We start from the raw sequence: 18,834 nt of genomic DNA, 5'->3' as shown, positions 1-18,834 counted from the left end.
CACGGCCGGCTTGCCTCCTCTTCCCGCCAACCCCTTGCAGCCCGGCCCGTTCCGGTCCAACGACTCCATGCAACCCATCTCACTTCTACTGCGCCACGGCTCGCTGCTCCTCGCGGCCCTGGCGACCTCCAGCGTCGCCGCCGCCCAATGCCCCCTCCAGCACGTGACCGACTTCGGCGGTTCGACCGGGGACGAGTTCGGCCGCGCCATAGCCGTTCACGGGGACGTGGCCGTCTTCTCGGCCCACCGCAAGGCGCATCCCGGGGCGACTTCCACCGGAAGCCTGTTCGTGTACCTGCGCGACGGTCAGGGCCAGTGGCAGTTCAGCCAGGAGCTGACCGCGCCGCCCACCGAAACCGTCCAGGGCTTCGGCCGCCGGGTCGCGATCGCGGACGACTTCCTGGTCACGGTCGGGGTCGGCAACCTGCAGGGCGGCAGCCTCGTCGCCCCCGACGCGATCTACGTCTTCGACCGCGTCGGCGACGAGTTCACCTTCGAGGAGCGGATCGTGACCGCGGCCGTGCCCGCCGCGGCGGCGCTCGTGCGGGACCTGGCCGCCGACGGCGATCACTTCGTGGCCGGCTTCCCCTTCAACCCGAGTGGCGTCGGCTACGCCCGGATCTACGGGCGTCAGAGTGGTACCTGGTCCCTCGAAGGTCAGTTCGGCGCGTTCGGACAGCCGCCGAAGGTCCACGGCGACAACGTCGACATTCGCGGCGAGCGCTGCGTCGTGACGTCGAACGAGAACCTCGTCTTCATCTACGACCGCAACACCAATGGGGACTGGTTCCTCTCCGAGCAGGTGCTGCTGAGCCTCTGCACGCCCGACACGGACCTGGTGGATCTGGCCTTCGACGGCGAGCTGATCGCTGTCTCGCTCCAGGTCGCCGCGGGCGCGCCGGACCCCGGTTGCGGGGCCCGGGTCGACGTGCTCGCGCCGATCGGATCGGGCGGCTCCTACAACCTGCTGCAGCAGGTCCCTCAACCCTTCGGGACCCCGTCGGAAGCGTGGGGCGAGTCGATCGATCTCGACGAGGGACGCCTGGCCGTCGGTAGTTCCCTGGCACTGGCCGCACAGGGCGGGGCGCACGGCAAGGTCTACCTCTATCAAGACGGCGTCACGGGCTTCGAACCGGCCGGGGTCCTGACGCCGAGCTGGCCGCCGTCGAACACCACCGAGTTCGGCTCGAACGTCGCTGTCTCCGGCGACACCGTCGCGGTCGGTGCCTACCTGGACGATTCGCTCGAAGTCAGCGCCGGCTCGGGGTCCCTGTGGTCCTTCGCGGGTGTCGGCTGCCCCGACATGCTCGGCGTTCCGTGGGCCCGCTCGATCTCGTTCATCAACGCCTCTGCGGCCCCGTCCGGCGCTGGCCGGCAGGACCTCTTGCTCGACGCCGGGCCGGACCACGCGGGCGAGCTGTACCTCGTCCTGGGTTCGGTCAGCGGCACCGCACCCGGCATTCCCTTCGGCGGTGTCCTGATTCCCCTGGTCCTCGACGCTTGGACCCTGGCGACCCTCTCCGCGCCCAACCTCCCGCCGTTGGAGTCGACCTTCGGCGTCCTGGACGGTGACGGTCGGGCCCTGGCGGCTCTAGACCTCCAAGGACCGCTCGACCCCGTCCTGGCTGGTCTGACGCTGCACCACGCCTTCGTGACGATCGACGCGGGGCTGGGCCTGGCGCTCACCTCCGCGAGCCAGGCGACGCCCCTCACGCTCGTCCCCTGATCGCCCCGAGCAGCAGCACGCGCCGAACCCGGGTGCTCGCTGCGAATCGGGGAAGCAGGCGCAGGGCAGGCAGCGGCGACCTGCGCGGGGCCGGTGCCACGGAGTTCGGGACCTGGGGCCCTAGACTGCGGGGCGACTGTGAGTCGGTGTCGGCCGCAGTCGCCCCGCGGAATCAGCCCCCCATCCGACCATGCACCGCTGCGCCCCCGCCCGACGAGTTGCCGCTGTCCTCTTCTTCGCCCTGGTGGGGTGCTCTGCGCCGGACGCCGCCGATCACTCCGAAAGGCGTGAAGCGCGAGGCCTCACGTCGCGCCCCAACATCGTCTTCATCCTGGCCGACGACCACGCGATCGAAGGCTTCGGCGCCTACGGCTCGGAGCGCGCCTACACGCCGAACCTCGATCGACTGGCCGCCGAGGGCCTCCTGTTCGAGAACGCCTTCTGCGAGAACTCCCTCTGCGGGCCGAGTCGCGCGGCGTTCCTGACCGGCGCCTACAGCCACGTGCACGGCTTCCGCCAGAACGGCAACTCCTTCGACCCGAGCCTCGACACCTTCCCGCGCCGGCTCCACGACGCCGGCTACCAGACGGCCCTCTACGGCAAGTGGCACCTGGGCAGCGATCCCCAGGGCTTCGATGACTGGGCGATCCTGCCGGGGCAGGGGAATTATTACTCGCCGGACTTCATCGGACCCGACGGGAAGTTCACCGTGTCCGGTTACGTCAGCGACGTGGTCACCGACATGGCGGTCGAGTGGCTGCGCGAGGAGCGCGATCCGGATGCGCCGTTCCTGCTGCACGTGCACCACAAGGCGCCCCACCGCACCTGGATGCCCGGGCCCCAGGAGCTCTCCCTGTGGGCCGACGAGGACCTGCCCGAGCCCGCGACGCTGTTCGACGACTGGTCCGGGCGCGCGCCGGCCGCCGCCGAACAGGAGATGACGATCGCGAACCACCTCTGGCCGGCCCACGATCTGAAGCTGCCGATTCCAGCGGGTGTCGAGCTGACGGGTCCCGATCGCTGGGCCCAGGCTCTGCTCGACCGCATGAGCGACGACGAGCGCGCCGCCTGGGACGCCCACTTCGGGCCGCGCAACGATGCGTTCCTGGCGGATCCCCCCGAGGGCGACGAGCGGGTGCGTTGGAACTACCAGCGCTACATCAAGAACTACCTGCGTTCGGTGGCTGGGGTCGACCGCAACGTCGGGCGGCTGCTCGCGGAGTTGGACGAGTTGGGCCTGGCCGAGAACACCTTGATCGTCTACGCCTCCGACCAGGGCTTCTACCTGGGCGAGCACGGCTGGTACGACAAGCGCTGGATGTACGAGGAGAGCCTGCGCCTGCCCCTCGTGATGCGTTGGCCGGGCGTGATCGAAGCGGGTCGACGGGAAGGCGCTCTCGTCCAGAACATCGACCTGGCGGCGACCCTCTGCGAGCTCGCCGGGACTCCGGCTCCGACCCTCAACCAAGGCCGGAGCCTCGTGCCCCTGGTCGCCGGCCGCGAGCCCGCGGGGTGGCGCGAGGCGATCTACTACCACTACTACGAGTGGGGTACCCACAACGTGGCGCCCCACTTCGGGGTTCGGACCGAGCGCTACAAGTGGATCGTCTACCCCGGGGTCGAGGGCGAGTCCGAAGCGGCCGTGGAGCTGTTCGATCTGGAGGCCGACCCCCACGAGCTGCACAGCGTCCACGCGGACCCCGCCTACGCCGGGCGGCGCGCGGAACTCGAGGCACGGCTGGCGCAGATGCGCGTCGCAGTCGGGGAGAGTTAGCGAGGTCCGATCGACCCTGCTTGCTCGCCCGACGCAGGATTGGCCGAGCCCTTTCACGACGTCGACCTTGCCCACCCATGCAGCTCTCCCCCATCGCGCTCGGACTGGTTCTCCTCGCCGTCACCCACCCCTCGACCGCCGAAGCGTCCCCCACGGACGTGCTGGTCGTCAGCAGCGACGCAGCCCTGGCACCGGACTTCTCGAGTCCCCAGGCCGCCATCGACGCCGCCCAACCGGGCGACGTGGTCCTGATCGGGCCGGGCGCCTTCGAAGGTGACTCGCTGGTCGTGGCCAAGTCGCTCGTCCTCGCACCCTACCCGGGAGCCGCAGGCGACGTCGCCCTATCGCGCTTGCTCGTGCGCGACCTCCAGGCGAGCGACGTCTTCGTCGGGATCGGGCTGCGCCTCGAGAACGTGACGAGCGCTCTGACTCCGTCGGTGCAACTGACGAACGACGCTGGAGTGGTCCTGTTCCAGGATTGCACGATCCTGCCCGGCGCCGCCGGCGGCACTCCGACCTCGGCGACTCTGGTCGCCTCCGACTGCGACGCGATCGTGCTCGCGACGACGACGGTGACGGGAATGAACGGCGAAGACGGCGGCGACCACTGCGACGGCGGCGCGGACGGGCTGCAAGCCATGGCGCTGACCCGCTCCTCGATCTTGCTCTCCTCGGCCACGGCTGCGGGCGGCGACGGTGGCGCGCTGTGTTGCAACTGCTTCGCAGGGGGTTGCGACTGGCTCTTCGGTGCGCGCGCCATCGTGGCCACGGAATTCTGCGCTCTAGTCCTGACCGATAGCGAGATCGTCGGCGGCGCGGGCGACGGTTCGACCGAGGCAATCGTGGCCCAGGGCGGCTCCGCCGTGGGCGGCTTCGGCGGTCTCCTGAGCGCGGGTTTCCACCAGTGCGCCGGGACGGCGAATGGGCAGGCGGTGCAGGGGCCCTACACGGAGCACGCCAGCTCGGCGCGGGTGCTCTCATCGAACAGCGTGGGCTTCGCGGGCCATCCGCAGACGGTGCAGTTGACGGGCGAGCCGCTCGAGGCCGTACACGTCTACGCCTCGCCGGACCTACTGGTGCAGCTCGATGCGGACGCCACCGACCTGCCCTGGAGCCTCGGCCCGAGCGAACTCGCCACGTCCGCGCTGCTCCTGCCCAACGGCAAGACCGTCGCGGCCCTGCCCGCGGCCACCCTGCCGGCCGGCGCGAAAGCCAGACTGCGCTTCGTCCAGGCCCAGTTCGTCGACGCAGGCGGCGTCCTGACCCACAACGGCCCGCCCCGGGCGCAGCTGATCCTCGAGGCCTCGTTCGCCCCCGTTCCCTCCCAGCCCGCGCCCCTCTTCGCCGCTGTGGAGCTCGACCTGGACCAGAGCGGGGTGACGTCGCCCGTCGCCGTCGACCTGGACGCCGACGGAGACCTGGATCTGGCCGTCGCCGCCCGCTTCGACGACCGCATCGTCTGGTACGAGAACACCGACGGTCTCGGGAACTTCGGGCCGGCCTGGAACGTGGCGAGCGGGGTCGACGGACCGGTGAGCCTGGTGGCCGCCAAGCTGGATCTCGGTGGGACGGTCGACCTGCTCTCGGTCTCGACCGGCGACGGCTTGGTCCGGCTACACCCGAACAACGGCAATGGAGTCTTCGGTGCGCCGACGATCCTGACCCTGGTCACCGGATCCCCCAGTGCCGCCGCCACGGCGGACCTCGACGGTGACGGCGACCAGGACCTGGTCATCGCCGAGCAGACCCAGGATCGCGTCGTCTGGTACCCGAACATCTCGGGCTTCGGCTTCGGTGCGGGCCAGCAGATCGGCGGGTCGATCGAGTCACCCCAGCAGATCAGGACCGCGGACATCGACGGGGACGGGGACGCCGACCTGGTCGTCGCGACCGCGGTGGCGTTCGGCGACAGCCTGACCTGGTTCGAGAACGTGGACGGCGCGGGAGCCTTCGGATCGAGTCAACTCGTCACGGACCTACTCCTGCCGGGCGCACGTTTCGACCTCGCCGACCTGGACGGCGACGGGGACCTGGACATCGCCGCCGGCGAGTACAGCCCGGGATCGATCAGCGACGCCGCAGTGGTCTGGATCGAGAACTTGGACGGCCTGGGCAGCTTCGGTCCGGTGGTGACCGTCGATCCGGGTAGCAGCACGTCGACCGCGATCTTCGACGTCGCGGCGGCGGATTTCGACGGCGATGGCGACCTCGATCTGTTCGCGGCCTCGAGCGAGGCCGGGACCGACCAGAGTTTCCTCTGGTTCGAGAACACCGATGGCTCGGGGGCATTCGCCTCGGCAGTGCGGGTCGAAACGTCGGCTGGGCTCGCCCGGGCCCTGGTCGCCGAGGACGTCGACAACGACGGGGACGCGGATCTGTTGGCCACCACAGGCGGCTCGTCGGTGGTCCTGTTCCGCAATCTCTTGGCGCCGCTGACCGCCGACCTGGTCTGGCTGTCGCTCTCATCCGGAGGCAGCCAGCAGCTCGACCTGCGTGCCGGCGCGCAGAGCCAGTTCGCCACCTTCTTCGTGGGGGGCTCGGCCAGCGGCGTAAGCCCGGGCACGAGCCTGGGGGGCGCCCTCTGGCCCCTGAACCTCGACGCCTACACCCTCTTCACCCTGACGGCCGCCAACGGCGCGGTGCTGTCGAACACCCTGGGCCAACTCGACCAGTACGGCCGGGCCACGGCCGCAATCGCCCTGCCTGCGGCGACGGACCCCGCCCTCGCGGGCCTGGCGCTCGACCACGCCTTCGGTCTGCTCGATCCGGCCGCTCCGGCGGGTGCGGTGGTCTCCTTCGTCAGCAACCCCGTGGGACTCTTGCTACTGCCGTGAATCAGAAGGCGCCGCCTCGCCCAACCGGCCAAGCATCGGTCGCGCGGCGCTTCCTCCGGCAACCTCAGAGTCGGCGCACCCGACTCACCGCAGCACTACCCGAGCCGATCGCCATGGGGGCTGACAGCCGTCGCGCGATCGGCCCGAACGAGCGAGGACCCGCGGCGCCGGCCGCGGGTCCTTGCCAGGAACTGCTCAGTCTAGTCGCCGGCGGTCAGCGAGCCTGGCTCCCCCCCGGGGCCAGGAACCGTCGCCGGTGATACGGTTCAGCCTGTCTAGAACGAGGACACCTCGCTCTGGCGCCCCGACGGCACCGCGCCGGGAACGTCGTCGGGCGACATCGTCATCGGCGGCTCGGCGCCATCGCCATGGCGGGTCATCTGGAACTGCCCGACCAGTTGGATCAGATCCGCGACCTGATCGTTCAACTGCGAAGCTGCGGCCGAGGACTCCTCGCTACCGGCGGCGTTGTCCTGGGTGATCTTGTTCATCTGATCGACCGCGACGGCGACCTGTCCGATCCCCTCGGACTGCTCCTTCGAGGCAGCCGCGATCTCGGTGATCAAGTCGGTGACGCGGTTCGCCCCCTGGTTGATCTCGGCCAGGATCGCCTGGACGCTTTCGGTGAGCACCACGCCGCCCTCGACGTTCCGGGTCGAGCCCTCGATCAAGGACGCCGTGTTCTTGGCCGCCTCAGCGCTGCGCTGGGCCAAGGAGCGCACCTCCTCGGCGACCACGGCGAAGCCCTTGCCGGCGTCGCCAGCTCGGGCTGCCTCCACCGCGGCGTTCAGGGCCAGCATGTTGGTCTGGAACGAGATCTCGTCGATCGTCTTGACGATCTTGGCGGTCTCGTCGCTCGAGGCCTTGATCGTGTCGATGGCCTCCTTCAGCCTCAGCATCTGCTCGTCGCCACGATCGGCCGACTCCTTGGCGGAGATCGCCAAGGTCTTGGCCTGCTGAGCGCTCTCGGCGTTCTGCGACGTCATCGAGGACATCTGCTCGAGGGACGCGGAGATCTCCTCGATCGCGCTGGCTTGGCTGCTTGCGCCATCGGCGAGGGTCGCGCTGCCCTGGGAGATCTGATCGCTGGCCGAGCCCACCTGGACCGCTCCTGCGTCCACTTGCGCCAGGGCTTCGTCGAGGTTCTGGACGGCCAGGTTCAGGTTGCGCTTGATCTTCTCGTGGTCCCCCACGTACGCGCCGCGTACCCGGGCACGCAGGTCCTTGCCGGCCACCGCCTCGAGGACCGCACTCGCCTCGTTGATGGGCGCCAGGATAGCGTCGAGCATCTCGTTGACGCCGTGGACGAGGGTCGCGAACTGCCCGGTCAAGGCAGAGGTCTCGGCACGCGTGGCGAGGTCGCCCCGCGAGGCCGCGTCGACGAGATCGGCGATGGCGCCGTTCGCCAGCCGTTGCTGTTCCTCGTTCAGCTTCCGTTCGGTGATCTCGGTCCACTCGAGGTTGGCGCCAATGTAGTCGCCGTCCCGGTTCACCATGGCCGAGATGTTCAGGGCGAAGAAGAGCTCGCCGATCTGGATCTCGGCCTGGTACGGGAGATTGCCTGGATCACTCAGGATCCGGCGCTGGAGGCCGGGATCTTCGTGGAAGACGTCGATGCAGACCCCGATCAGGTTGCTGAAGTCGATCCCCGGGAAGACCCGGCGGAACGTATCGACGTTCTCGCGGACGAGTTTGATCGTGGCCGGGTTCGCTGAGGTGATCACCAGGTCCCGGTCGACCTGCATCGATGCCGTCGACGAACCGAGCACGGCACTCTCCAATCGAGCCGCAGCGTCCTCCTTGAGACGCATCTCGGTCACATCCTGCCACTCGAGGTTGGCACCGATGTGGTTGCCCTCGTTGTCGAACATCGCAGAGATGTTGAGCGCGAAGCGGAGGTCGCCGACCTGGATCTCCGCTTGGTGCGGGAGGTTCGCGGGATTGCCGAGGATCCGGCGCTGGAGTGACGGGTCCTTGTGGAAGTCGTCGATGCAGACCCCGATCAGGTTGCTGAAGTCCGCGCTGGGGAAGGCCTTCTGGAACGTCGACAGGTTGTTGCTGACGAGCTCGATGGTCGCAGGGTTCGCACCGGTGATCACCAGGTCCAGATCGATCTGCATCGATGCGGTTCCGGAACCGGCCACCGCACTCTCGAGGCGCGCGGTCGCGATCTCGCTGGCGCGCAGGGCGGTCACGTCCTGCCACTCGAGGTGGGCGCCGATGTACTCCCCGTCGGCGTCGATGAGAGCGGAGATGTTGAGCAGGAACTTGAGCGGTCCGGCCTGGATCTCGGCCCCGTAGGGCAGGTTGTCCGCGCTGCCGAGGATGGCTCGCTGGAGCTCCGGCTTGACGTGGAAGACGTCGATGCAGGTTCCGATCAGGTCGTCGAAGTCGACGTTCGGGTAGAGACCCTGGAACACCGCCAGGTTCTCGTGAACCAGCTTCACCGTCGCCGGGTTGACGTAGGTGACGACCAGGTCGCGATCGATCTGCATGCAGGCCGTCGCCGACCCGCCGACGGCTGCCTCGGCGCGCACGACTCGGTTCTCGAGCAGCTCGACCAGATCCTCGATCAGGGTCAGGACCTTGCTATCGGCGTCGTTGAGACTCTCGAGGTCGATCGGTCGACTGCCCTCGGGGGCATTCGATGAGGTCACGATCCGATTGAGCTCGCCGAGGAGGCGGCTCGCGGGTTCCTTGGACTCGTCACTGGACTGGCTGGAAATCGCTTGATCCTGGGGCTTCGATCGTCTGTCGGCCGGCACAGCGTTCCGGGCCGCGGCCGACACCGAGTTCACATCGTTGGGGCGGGTTGGGGGGGGAGACTGTTCGCCTCCAGGGCGGATCGTCGCGGGCGCCTCGGGGGAATGGGGCGGAGCCGGCGGCAACTCGGACGGGGCAACGCCCCTATCGGCTGCCGGCCATCCCAACCTCTCGGCAATTTCGGTCCTTGAGATCCGATTGGGTCTCGCCGCAGGGAGGGCGGGGTCAGGAACCTTCAAGGCCCCGGTTCAGGCCGCCCGGGGCCACGGCGTCACTCGAGCCAGACCTCGTACTGCTTGGCATCGTCTTCCAAGCGAATCAGGGACTGCGGCTCGTAGCAGCGACTGCGGACCCTTCGAACGAGGTCCGCCAGATCGATCCCACGGGCAGCGATGCGCTGCCGAATCTCGCCGTCGAGCCAGTCGTCGAGAGAGTCGACGGTCGTCACCGGCAGGGAAACCTTGACCCTTACGGAACCTGCCTCGATGACCCGAATGCAGAGCTGCCGTGCGATCGAGTTGAACGTGGTTCGAGGATCCGGAGGCTCGGCCAAGGCCAGGGCCCCCATCTCCAAGGCGTGCCTGGCCACGAGCGGATCCAGCAGGCGCGACCAGCACACCCCCTCGCCCAGCTCAGCCAGGTAGTAGAGCAGTCCCTGGAACGCGCGCACCAGCAGCATGAACTCCGGCGGCCCACTCATCCGAAAGTTCCAGCGGTCGTCGCCCAGGATACCGGCGAGTAGCTCCGAACGCTGCCAACCTGAGACATCGAACTTGGTGGGCGCTCCGAAGGGGGTGAACAGGACCCGGCACACGGCGGGCAGCTTGGCCCGCAGTGGGCGCAGCAGATCCGCGTCGAAACCCACTGCGACCATGAGCGGGAACGGGTCGACCTCGGGCCGACCGAAGGTCTCGGCAATCAGTCGCAAGAGGGCCAGTCGGGTGGGCGCATCAACCCGGTAGACAGACCCGAAGTCGTAGAGCAGGAGTTCGGGGCCCCCAGCGCCGCGACGGAATCGCACGTTGCCCGGGTGGGGGTCGGCGTGAACCATGCCACGGTCGAAGAGCTGCTGGAGGAAGTGCTCGACCAGCAGACGCGCCAGGGCGCTGCGATCCTGGGCGGGCCAGGCGCGGGCTTCCTCGATCGTCTGGCCCTCTTCCCAGACGCTGACCAGGATCCGGTCGCCACTGAGCTCTTCCACGACCGCGGGAACCCGGACCGACTGCGCGGCGCAGGCCTCCCGATAGGCGATCTGCGAAGCGGCCTCGCAGCGGTAGTCGAGTTCCTCCAGCAGCGCCTCCCGGAGGGTCGCGCGCAGGCGGCCTTGGTCGAGCCCGCTGGCGCCTACGGCCAGGGGCTGGGCGATCAATCCGATCAGGGACAGGTCGGAGTCGATCGCGGCGGCAATGCCGGGGTATTGGATCTTGATGGCCACGTCGCGACCGTCGAGCAGGGTCGCGCGATGGACCTGCCCGATGGACGCGGCACGGCCCTGCGGATCGATGTCGGCCACGACCTCGGCCAGCGGCCGTCCCCAGGCCTGCTCGAGGACCGGTGCCAGGTCCGCCAGCGGTACGGCTTGCGCCCCGTCGGTCAAGGCCCTGAACGGCTCGGCCATCGAGTCCTGCGCCCCCATGGAGAGGATCTGGCCGACCTTCTGGGGCAGACCCCGCAGGCCCCCCAGGCGGCGCGCGAGGTGCTCGGCCGACTTGCGGCGGGTGGCCTCACTCGTGCGCCGCCCCACGGTCAGGCCACCGAGACCAGCGGCCGCGAGGGCCGCACCCCGACGCAGACGCGACGTCTGGACGACCGACGGGATCTCCGACGCGGTCCTGGACTCTCCGGGGTTCATGGCGAGCGCGCTCCTCTCGGGAGGCGATCGACACTTCGCCGGCGGGTCCTTGACCGCTCAGGTGACCTCGACCGGATCAGGCCCGAGGCGGGGAAGCCTCGGGCCGCGGACGGGTCCGTCAGCCGTTGATGATGAAGTCCGCGTGGACCTCGGTCGTGGCCGTCGGCAACTGGTCGAGTGCCTCGTCGAGCTCCTGCAGGTGCTTCTTCTCGAGCTGCGGATCGCGCTCCTCGGGCTGGTTCTTGGTCCCGTAGGTGTAGGCCTCGAAGGGCGTCGACTTCATCTCGACGTGGGTCCCCATGACCCAGGCCACGGGCTTGTCCTCGACGAAGTCGCGCAGGCGCGAGATGCTGTCGCGGAAGTCGTTCCAGGTGGAGCTGGAGAGGAAGATGAAGCCCGGGTACAGGGAATCGCCCGTGAGCAGCAGCGCAGTGTTGCGGTCGTAGAGGGCGATGTGCGCCGACTGGTGGCCAGGGATCGCCATCACGTCGAGCACGCGTCCGCCGAGGTCGTAGGTCACCACGTCGGTCACCGCACCGATGCCGAAGAAGTTGGCCACCGCGCCCATGGAGGTCCCCACCACCGTCGTGTTCGGCTGACCGTTGAACTGTCCGTCCCCTTGGATGTGGTCGCCGTGTCCGTGGGAGTGGGCGACGATCAGCTCGATCGAAGTCTTGCCCTGTTCGAGCAGCCAGGTGTCGATGAGCGAGTAGACCGTCGCGGCGATCGGGATGCCGCCCGCGCCCGTGTCCTCGAGCAGCACCTTGTCCTGCCCGAAGAGCAGGTACATGAAGGGGCCCTCGAAGTTCGTGCACATGGACTGACGCAGGATGAAGGTGTCCTGGTTGTAGCGGTGCACCTGGATCAAGGGGTCGTTCGCACAGTCACCGCCGTAGATCCAGTCGTCGGGGAAGGTCCCCCCGAGCTGGGTCGGCGTGGTCGACCGCAGCGCATTCGAGGCGGACCAGCCGCCGGGCGCTCCGGCGTCCGCGATCCAGACCTGCCAGAAGTCCTGCACGCCCGCAGGCATGCCGACCGGCCAGGTGAACTCGCCCGCCAAGCCGCCGCCCGCCCCGGTTTCGAGCGGACCTGCAACCAGGTCGGGCGAGGGCACCAGGGTTCCGCCGGCGATCGGCAGCAGGAGTTGGCTCTGGCCGAAGACCAGGAAGGCCTGGCTGGCGGGCGCGGCGCCGGTGAGCTCGAGGGAGTAGTGGGTGCCGCCGATGAGCGTGCCCTGCCCCACCAGTTGTGGCGTGCCAGCGGATCCTGGCAGGGCATTTCCCAGGTCGAGCCAGGTCTGGGCCTCGACGGACGGCACCAGGACCAGCGCGCCGACGGTGGCGAGCACCGCGGAAGTGGAGACTAGGGACGCCCGGCGGCGACGGGGCTGCGGAGTCGACATGGAGTGGATCGAGGGACGGGGTCTGGAAGAGGGCCGTGATCGGGGGGGGACCCGATCCTAGCCCCAATCCAGCGCCAGGGTCCGCGCGGTCGGCGAGGGCGACTGCCTCGCAATCGAGTCCGGTGCCGAGCCATCCGCTCGCGGAGGCCCCCCATCGCCGCAGGGGACGGTTCCCGACCTGCTGGCTGTCGGCCGTGGTTGAGGCGCCGCCGGCCCCGCGGTCACGGGTGTGAGTCCGGGCGGCCAGCCACAAGGGTGACCAGGAAAGTCGCTCTACGGATCGACAGCGGGCCGGCACTCCCCTCGGAGTGCCGGCCCGCTGCCAACTGAGTTCGGGTCGCGTTGTCGACCCTACCCGTCAGGCCTTGACCTCGAAGTCGGCGTCCACCGGCTCGTCGGAGTCGTCGGTCTCCGTGGCTCCGCCACCGGGTGTGGCCCCCGGAGGCTGCTCACTCTGGGCGGACTTGTAGATCGCCTCGCCGAGCTTCTGGGCCGTGGTCTGGAATTCCTGCAGAGCGGCCTCGATGGCTGCCTTGTCGTCGCCCTGGGCGACTTCTTGGAGCTTCGTCTTGGCGGCCTCGATCGCGGCCACGTCCGACTCCTCGAGCTTGTCCTTGTGCTCGGCGAGCTGCTTGTCGGTCTCGTTGACCACGTGCTCGACCTGGTTCTTCAGGTCGACCAGCGCGCGACGGGCCTTGTCCTCCTCGGCGTGGGCCTCGGCGTCGGCGCGCATCTTCTCGATCTCGTCCTCCGAGAGGCCCGAGGACGACTCGATGCGGATGGTCTGCACCTTGCCGGTGCCCTTGTCCACGGCCTTGACGTTGAGGATGCCGTTGGCGTCCATGTCGAAGGAGACCTCGATCTGCGGCATGCCGCGCGGCGCCGAGGCCAGGCCGTCGAGCACGAAGGTGCCCAGGAGGCGGTTGTCCTTGGCGAACTCGCGCTCGCCCTGGAAGACCTTGATCTCGACCGACGGCTGGTTGTCCATGGCCGTGGAGAAGACCTGGCTCTTGGAGGTCGGGATGGTCGTGTTGCGCTCGACCAACTTGGTCATCACGCCGCCCAGGGTCTCGATGCCCAGGGACAGGGGAGTGACGTCCAGGAGGACCACGTCGGAGACCTCGCCGGCCAGGATGCCGCCTTGGATCGCGGCACCCACCGCCACGACCTCGTCGGGGTTGACCGACCGGTTGGGCTCACGCCCGAACAGCTCGGTGACCAAGGCCTGGACCGCGGGGATGCGCGTCGAGCCGCCGACCAGGATCACATCGTCGATGTTGCTCTTGTCGAGTCCCGCGTCCTTGAGTGCCTTGAGGCAGGGCTCCTTGGTGCGCGCGACCAGGGCCGCCGTGAGCTGGTCGAACTTGGCCCGGCTCAAGCTCTGGGTCAGGTGCTTGGGACCCGACGCGTCCATGGTGATGAACGGCAGGTTGATGTCGGTCGAGTTCGTGCTGGAGAGCTCGATCTTGGCCTTCTCGCAGGCCTCCTTGAGGCGCTGCAGGGCCATCGCGTCGCCGCGGATGTCGATCCCCGAACTCTTCTTGAACTCGTCGGCCACGAAGGCGATCAGGGTCTCATCGAAGTCGTCGCCACCCAGGTGCGTGTCACCGTTGGTGGCCAGCACCTCGAAGACGCCGTCGCCGATATCGAGGATCGACACGTCGAAGGTGCCGCCGCCCAGGTCGAAGACGGCGACCTTGCCGGCCTTCTTCTTGTCCAGGCCATAGGCCAGGGTCGCGGCCGTCGGCTCGTTGATGATCCGCACCACCTCGAGGCCGGCGATCGTGCCCGCGTCCTTGGTGGCCTGGCGCTGGGCGTCGTTGAAGTACGCCGGGACGGTGATCACGGCCTTCTCGACGGTCTCACCCAGGTGCGCCTCGGCGGCCTCCTTGAGGGCCGAGAGGACGACGGCGGAGAGCTCCGGCGGGGTGTACTGCTTGTCGCCGATCTGCACCTTCACGAGCTCATCGGCACCGCCGACCAGCTTGTAGGGGACCTGCTTCTCCTCGTCGGCGACTTCCCCGTGCCGTCGGCCCATGAAGCGCTTGATCGAGAAGATCGTGCGCGTCGGGTTGGTCACGGCCTGGCGCTTGGCCGGCGCGCCGACCAGTCGACTGCCGTCGTTCTGGAACCCGATGACCGAGGGGGTCGTCCGGGCCCCTTCGAGGTTGGTGATGACGTCGGGCTCGCCGCCCTCCATGACCGCGACCACCGAATTGGTGGTACCGAGGTCGATGCCGATGATCTTGGTCTGCTTGCTCATGGTGTGTCGGGGCCCCTCCTGGCCTAGTGGCGCACGGGCGTGCGCGGCGCGGTCGAGCCCGCTGCCTGGCTGGTTGGGCCCGCGCCGTGGGATTGCAAGGGTCGTGCCAGGAGCGCGATCGGGCCGGATGCGGCCATGGAAGCCTTCTCGACGACCCCGCCATGGCCCACCCCGCCAATCTGGCAGCTCGCTGCTGAGGGCTCCAAACAGCCGCTGCCGATACGGCAGGAGCATCGGAGGGCCCCCCAGCGGTCGGACCGAGGACCCCTACTCGCCGATAGCGCGCGGCGGCGGACCGTAGGTGAACAACTGGCCCAGCTGGAACTCACGGCCACTGGCCGCGTTCAGAGCCCGCAGGACCTTGCCCTGGACACTAGGGGTCAAGCGCCGCCCCTTGGTCGCGCGGCTGACCATCTTGTGATTCAACTGCTCGGTCGAAGCCCGCACCAATTGCGCCGGGCTCAGCTCGAGTTGGATCAAGAGCCGGGCGAGGGGCTGTTCGCCGAGATTCCGCTCGATGGTCATGGATCGTGGATGGGGAGGTGATGCGATCGAGAGGAGCGCGGCACGCCGCTCATCCTAGAGTCCTGGATCAGGAATTCGTCGTCACCTCCCCGGGGCTCGTGCCTCCAACTCGTCAGCGACGGTGCCTTGTGGACCGAGCCCGCGCAGGCGGGGCTACAAACCCCGCCGACGACGGATCGGTTCGCGAGCTGCCGTCTGCGGCCGAGTGGCGGCCGAGTGGCGGCCGCGGGCCGCCGTTTGGGCGTGCTGGGTGCGGATCCTGGTGACCGATGCGGGCCAAGGACCTCGGATCCAGGGCCTTGGCCGGGCTCGATCGCCCTGCACCTGGTTCGACTGGCCCAGCGGCGGACCCCGCGCACCTCGCGCCAGTCCCCAAGATCGCGGCTCCAAGGGCGAGCTTGGCGAACACTTTAGGGGGGGGGGGCGAACCCGCGGAACGCGAGCCCGCCACCCCCAGCGCTCAGTCAGATAGGTTCCGGTCCACTCAAGTCTGCGATCGACGACGGTCGACCCCGGTTGGATCATGGTGATGACTCAACTCAGCTACTTCAGTCGCCCGGCGGACGGCACGACGCTGGTCGAGATCAACGAGATCCTCGGGGTGGCCCGCGTGCGCAATCGAGAGGCATCCATCACGGGCTTCATGCTCTACCGCCATGACTGCTTCGTCCAGGTGCTCGAGGGCGGACGCGAGCAGGTCTCGCGCCTGCTCGAGAGGATCATGGCGGACGACCGGCACCGTGAGATCAACCTGGTCGGCTGCGAAGACGTGGAGCGACGGACGTTCAGCAACTGGTCCATGGGCTTCCTCTCGATGCGTGAGGTAAGCCGACGGAAGTTGCTCGAGTATTCGGACACGGGCGACCTGGATCTGGCGCGCCTGGATCACGGCTCCCTGGTCGAGCTCATGGCCGAGTTGGCCGAGTTGGCCGAGTCCTCGCTCCCCGATTCGGAGTGATCCTGGGCTGCCCCGCCGGATTGGTTCTGGGCGCGACTCCCGCAGCTTCGCCGCGCGGAGATCCTCGACAGGCCGAAGCCACGTCGGTCGCGGGCCGTACCAGATGCCGATCGAACCGCGCGGCTCGCGCGCTCGGATGAAGCCCGCTTGCCCATTGCCCCGTTTCTCGATCACCGCAGCCACCGAACACCGCCCGCGAGGGCCTCGGTTCCGCACGGGCCGGTCACGGCCAGTGCGCGACGCCACTCCAACTCGCCGTCAGGAGAGTCCGTACTCCTTGAGCTTGCGATAGAGCGTCCGTTCGCCGATACCGAGCATCTGGGCGGCCTTCTGACGGTTGCCCTCGACCAGAGACAGGTTGGCGGCGATCAGGTCGCGCTCGACCTCCTGGAGGCTGCGCCCGGTGAGGTCATAGCCCCCGCCGCCGCCGCCCTCGACGCGCGGGCCGTCCAGCAGTTGTTCGGGCACGTCGTCGATGCCGATCACGTCGGAGCGGGTCAAGAGCACCATGTTCTCGACCACGTTGCGCAGCTCGCGCACGTTGCCCGGCCAGGCGTAACGCACCAACACCGCGCGGGCCTCGGGGGTGATGCCGCGCACCTCGCGGCCGTGCTGGGCCGAGAGCTCGTGCACGTAGTGGTCGAGCAGCAGCGGCACGTCGCCGACGCGCTCGCGCAGGGGCGGCAGGTCGACCGTCACCACCTGCAGGCGGTAGAGCAGGTCCTCGCGGAATTTGCCCTTGCTGACCAGATCGCGCAGATCGTGATTCGTCGCGGCCAGCAGGCGAATGTCGACCTTCTTGGTCGTGTTGCCGCCCACCGGCTGCACCTCGCGCGTCTCGAGCACCCGCAGCAGCTTGGCCTGGGTGTCGAGGGGCATGTCCCCGACCTCGTCGAGGAACAGGGTTCCGCCGTCGGCGTAGACCATGCGGCCCTCGTTGTGGGTCACGGCGCCGGTGAAGGAGCCCTTCACGTGCCCGAAGAGCTCGCTCTCGATCAGGCCCTCGGACAGGGCCGCGCAGTTCATGGCCACGAAGCGACGCTCCGAGCGCGGGCTGCCGCGGTGGATGGCGCGCGCTACCAGTTCCTTGCCCGTGCCACTCTCGCCCAGGATCAACACCGTCGCGTTGGTCGCAGAGACCTGCTGGATCACGTCGAAGACCCGCTGCATCGCGGGGCTGTGGCCGACGATGCCCTCGAGCCGGAACTGGCGATCGACCTGCTGGCGCAGCTCGCGGTGTTCGCGGCGCAGGCGGCGGTTCTCGATCGCCCGCTCCAGGCGCGTACGCAGCTCGTTGATGCGGACGGGCTTCTCGATGTAGTCGACCGCGCCGCGGCGCATGGCGTCGACCGCGGTCTCGACCGACCCGTGGCCGGTGATCAAGAGCACCGCGGCCTCCGGCTGGAGGGCTCCGGCCTCGGCCAGGACCTCGAGCCCGTCGCGATCGTGCATGACCAGGTCGGTCAGTACCGCGTCGTAGGTCGCGTCCCCCATCTTGGCGATGCCCTCCTCCCCTGAGTGCGCCAGGGTGCAGACGTAGCCGTCCAATTCCAGCCCGTCAGCCAGGGCCTCGGCGTGCCCCTCGTCGTCGTCGATGATCAGCACGCGTCCCGCGTTGCCAACTTCGTCCTTGGGGGGAGTCATGCCCGTTCGTCGTCCTCTCCGGCACCGTCCAGGCGCCGCTCGCGTGCTTCGACGTCGAAGGTGCGGGGCTCGGTCGGGTCGACCTGCACCTCGCTACGGTTGTCGCCGGTCAGCTCGACGGCCAGGGGCAGGCAGACCAGGAACGAGGTCCCGCGGCCCTGCTCGGTGATCACGTGGATCGAACCGCCGTGCTCCTCGACGATACGCCGGGTCGTCGAAAGTCCCAGACCGGTGCCGCCCTTCTTGTTGGACCAGTACACGTCGAAGCAGCGCTCGACCTGGGTCGGTGTCATGCCGATGCCGGTGTCGGTGATCGACACCTCCGCGTCGTTACCGACCCGCCGCACGCGCACCAGGATCTCGCCGCCGGTGGGCATGGCTTGACGCGCGTTGATCAGCAGGTTGAGCAGGGCCTGCTTGATCTGCGCCTCGTCCACCAACACCAAGGGCAGGCCGAAGACGATGTCGGTGCGCTGACGGACGCCAGCCTGGTCGTTCTCCGGCTCGACGAAATCGAGCACCTCCTGGACGATCGCGCCGATGTTCTGGGGCCGACGGTTCACGGCGGCGCCGCGCACGAAGTCGAGGAAGTCCTGGACGATGGTCTCGAGCCGCTGCACCTCGCGCTGCAGGGTCGTGACCCGCTTCAAGGTGCGCTGCTCCCGGGGCGGCAGGGGCACGTCCGCGCTGCGCTGGGCGGCGACCCGCTCCCAATCCTCCTGGAGCAGGGCCAGGTTGATGGCCATGGTCGAGAGGGGATTCTTGATCTCGTGGGCCAGGCCCCCGGCCAGGCGCGAAAGGAAGGCAAACTGGTCGTCGGCCTCGACCCGGGCGGTCTCGGCGCGGGATGGCTCCGCGCGGGAAGGCTCCGCGCGGGGGGCGTCGGCCGCCCCATCGCGCCCACCGCGCCCGTCGGGGCTCGGCGACGGAGGCTGGGGGACCGGCTTCTCGGCGGCCGCTTCGGCCTCACTGCCAGAATCGCTGGGGGTCATTGGGCTTGGGGGTGCCGCGCGAGTTGGAGGCGCCGCGCGCAGGTGCGTACTCTACTTGGGCCGCTGCCCGCCCCGGCACCGATCCGGCCTCCGCGAGGCCT

Annotated in this window: 11 protein-coding genes; 4 read left to right on the top strand and 7 right to left on the bottom strand. The window is 68.9% G+C overall.

Annotation, left to right across the window (positions count from 1 at the left end; genetic code table 11):
• Positions 1–67: 67 nt before the first annotated feature.
• From Pla133_RS11165 to Pla133_RS11155, 3 genes are all read left to right on the top strand, one after another.
• Positions 68–1,726, top strand: coding sequence for a hypothetical protein (locus Pla133_RS11165; RefSeq protein WP_145065180.1), 1,659 nt, complete (start codon positions 68–70; stop codon positions 1,724–1,726).
• A gap of 190 nt (positions 1,727–1,916) precedes the next feature.
• Positions 1,917–3,500 carry a sulfatase family protein gene (locus Pla133_RS11160; protein ID WP_145065178.1) on the top strand — a complete coding sequence of 528 codons (1,584 nt, stop codon included), beginning with the start codon at positions 1,917–1,919 and terminating at the stop codon, positions 3,498–3,500.
• Between the two features lie 77 nt (positions 3,501–3,577).
• Positions 3,578–6,334: an FG-GAP-like repeat-containing protein gene (locus tag Pla133_RS11155; protein ID WP_145065176.1), complete on the top strand. Its 2,757-nt coding sequence runs from the start codon at positions 3,578–3,580 to the stop codon at positions 6,332–6,334.
• A 275-nt stretch (positions 6,335–6,609) separates the two neighbouring features.
• Here Pla133_RS11155 and Pla133_RS11150 read toward each other — a convergent pair whose 3' ends face one another.
• The 5 genes from Pla133_RS11150 to Pla133_RS11130 form a co-directional block, all read right to left on the bottom strand.
• A complete protein-coding gene (locus tag Pla133_RS11150) occupies positions 6,610–8,991 on the bottom strand; it encodes a methyl-accepting chemotaxis protein (RefSeq protein ID WP_145065174.1) in 2,382 nt (793 codons plus the stop codon).
• A gap of 377 nt (positions 8,992–9,368) precedes the next feature.
• On the bottom strand, positions 9,369–10,949 hold the full coding sequence (locus tag Pla133_RS11145) for an ABC1 kinase family protein (RefSeq protein WP_145065172.1): 1,581 nt from the start codon (positions 10,947–10,949) through the stop codon (positions 9,369–9,371).
• A 118-nt stretch (positions 10,950–11,067) separates the two neighbouring features.
• Positions 11,068–12,297, bottom strand: a complete 1,230-nt coding sequence (locus Pla133_RS11140) for an MBL fold metallo-hydrolase (protein WP_419192373.1) — start codon at positions 12,295–12,297, stop codon at positions 11,068–11,070.
• A gap of 412 nt (positions 12,298–12,709) precedes the next feature.
• A complete protein-coding gene (dnaK, locus tag Pla133_RS11135) occupies positions 12,710–14,614 on the bottom strand; it encodes a molecular chaperone DnaK (protein ID WP_145065168.1) in 1,905 nt (634 codons plus the stop codon).
• 267 nt (positions 14,615–14,881) lie between these two features.
• Positions 14,882–15,139 (bottom strand): hypothetical protein, encoded by a 258-nt coding sequence (locus Pla133_RS11130; RefSeq protein ID WP_145065166.1) that lies wholly within the window; start codon positions 15,137–15,139, stop codon positions 14,882–14,884.
• Between the two features lie 529 nt (positions 15,140–15,668).
• On the opposite strand from Pla133_RS11130, the gene Pla133_RS11125 reads away from it, so the two are divergent.
• Entirely contained in the window at positions 15,669–16,097 is a 429-nt protein-coding gene (locus tag Pla133_RS11125; protein WP_419192372.1) for a BLUF domain-containing protein, read from the top strand.
• 258 nt (positions 16,098–16,355) lie between these two features.
• Here the strand turns inward: Pla133_RS11125 and Pla133_RS11120 are convergent, their stop codons facing one another.
• Both Pla133_RS11120 and Pla133_RS11115 read right to left on the bottom strand, forming a co-directional pair.
• The gene (locus Pla133_RS11120) at positions 16,356–17,741 is read right to left on the bottom strand and encodes a sigma-54-dependent transcriptional regulator (protein WP_145065161.1); all 1,386 of its coding nucleotides are present in this window, start codon (positions 17,739–17,741) and stop codon (positions 16,356–16,358) included.
• Positions 17,738–18,733 carry a sensor histidine kinase gene (locus Pla133_RS11115; protein ID WP_145065159.1) on the bottom strand — a complete coding sequence of 332 codons (996 nt, stop codon included), beginning with the start codon at positions 18,731–18,733 and terminating at the stop codon, positions 17,738–17,740. Before Pla133_RS11115 ends, Pla133_RS11120 begins: the two co-directional genes overlap by 4 nt.
• Positions 18,734–18,834 lie beyond the last annotated feature (101 nt).

It is taken from the genome of Engelhardtia mirabilis (assembly GCF_007748095.1).
In the GTDB taxonomy this organism is placed as follows: domain Bacteria; phylum Planctomycetota; class UBA1135; order UBA1135.
Note: the sequence above shows the minus strand (reverse complement) of the source record. Positions and strands in the feature narration are given on the sequence as shown.

Coding starts and splice junctions, on each gene's coding strand:
- Pla133_RS11165 (WP_145065180.1), top strand. CDS start 68: ATGCAACCCATCTCACTTCTACTGCGCCACGGCTCGCTGCTCCTCGCG.
- Pla133_RS11160 (WP_145065178.1), top strand. CDS start 1,917: ATGCACCGCTGCGCCCCCGCCCGACGAGTTGCCGCTGTCCTCTTCTTC.
- Pla133_RS11155 (WP_145065176.1), top strand. CDS start 3,578: ATGCAGCTCTCCCCCATCGCGCTCGGACTGGTTCTCCTCGCCGTCACC.
- Pla133_RS11145 (WP_145065172.1), bottom strand. CDS start 10,949: ATGAACCCCGGAGAGTCCAGGACCGCGTCGGAGATCCCGTCGGTCGTC.
- dnaK (WP_145065168.1), bottom strand. CDS start 14,614: ATGAGCAAGCAGACCAAGATCATCGGCATCGACCTCGGTACCACCAAT.
- Pla133_RS11130 (WP_145065166.1), bottom strand. CDS start 15,139: ATGACCATCGAGCGGAATCTCGGCGAACAGCCCCTCGCCCGGCTCTTG.
- Pla133_RS11125 (WP_419192372.1), top strand. CDS start 15,669: ATGACTCAACTCAGCTACTTCAGTCGCCCGGCGGACGGCACGACGCTG.
- Pla133_RS11120 (WP_145065161.1), bottom strand. CDS start 17,741: ATGACTCCCCCCAAGGACGAAGTTGGCAACGCGGGACGCGTGCTGATC.
- Pla133_RS11115 (WP_145065159.1), bottom strand. CDS start 18,733: ATGACCCCCAGCGATTCTGGCAGTGAGGCCGAAGCGGCCGCCGAGAAG.